At 49.0% G+C, this 1,167-nt stretch carries 1 protein-coding gene and 1 pseudogene; both read right to left on the reverse strand.

Features of this window, described 5'->3' with window-relative positions; genetic code table 11:
• Positions 1-939: galactokinase (gene galK, locus R7127_RS26595; RefSeq protein WP_318148722.1), on the reverse strand; the 939-nt coding region annotated here is incomplete at its 3' end.
• A gap of 109 nt (positions 940-1,048) precedes the next feature.
• Positions 1,049-1,167: pseudogene (locus tag R7127_RS26600) on the reverse strand (galactose-1-phosphate uridylyltransferase); the annotation flags it as partial.

The raw sequence follows: 1,167 nt of genomic DNA on the forward strand, positions 1-1,167 counted from the left end.
GATTTCTTTTACCGTAATTTCGAAATCATCGCGCATCGAGGCATGAGACTCGGCCATCAGCTCGCCCATACGCTTCATGTCGTGTGCTTGTAGCGCTTGTGCCGCTTCCACAGTACGATCATTTTCTGTGATGACGTGACGTGCACGCTTGGCCACCATTTCATCCAGCTCAGCGACTTTCTCGTTGAACTGCTCAATCGTCACATCACGCAAAGCTTTCACACCGAAAATACGCGCCGCTTCTTCACATTGCTGACGACGAGTGTTGTATTCGCTGTCGACCAAACCACGTTTTTTATTCGAGTTGATGATCACGACCGCCATATCTGCTGGCATTGATACTAGCTCCGTTTCAAGGCTACGGCAGTCCAAAAGCATTGCGTGGTTTTCAAGACCTTCCGCGGAAATCATTTGATCCATGATACCGCAATTACAACCGACAAATTCGTTCTCTGCTTGTTGGCCATTAAGCGCGATTTCCGTCTGGCTGATTTCCAGATTGAATAACACTTTAAACGTTTGACCGATCACCACTTCCAATGCCGCCGATGAGCTCAAACCCGCGCCTTGAGGTACGTTGCCGCTGACTGAAATATCCGCCCCAGTAAACTGGTAGCCACGCGCCAGAAGACACTTCACCACGCCGCGAATGTAGTTCGCCCACATTTTGTCTTGCTCGAAGGTAATGGCTTGCGTGATATCGAATTCGTCCATTGCGTTGCCGTAATCGACCGACACCACACGCACGATATTGTCTTCACGCTTTGCCGCCGCCACGACCGTTTGGTAGTTAATGGCACACGGTAGGACAAAACCATCGTTGTAATCGGTGTGCTCACCAATCAAGTTCACACGACCAGGCGCTTGGATAATATGGCTAGGTGCGTAGCCCAACACTTGCTCAAATGACGCTTTCACATTTTGGATAAGTTCAGACATAAGGACGTTCTCTTAAAATAGTAATTTGTGTGGGATAGCGCGTTGAGCCTAACTTTCTATCTGTAAAGTCGCGCTATCCCGTTATTCGTAATCAGTCCAATTTAAAGACTTAGCATTCTTTGTAGTGGACATCACTCACATCACGCAGACGCTGCGCCGCTTGCTCTGCGGTGAGGTCACGTTGGCTTTCTGCCAGCATTTCGTAGCCCACCATGAACTTACGAACCG

This window comes from Vibrio sp. 1159 (assembly GCF_033340395.1).
In the GTDB taxonomy this organism is placed as follows: domain Bacteria; phylum Pseudomonadota; class Gammaproteobacteria; order Enterobacterales; family Vibrionaceae; genus Vibrio; species Vibrio alginolyticus.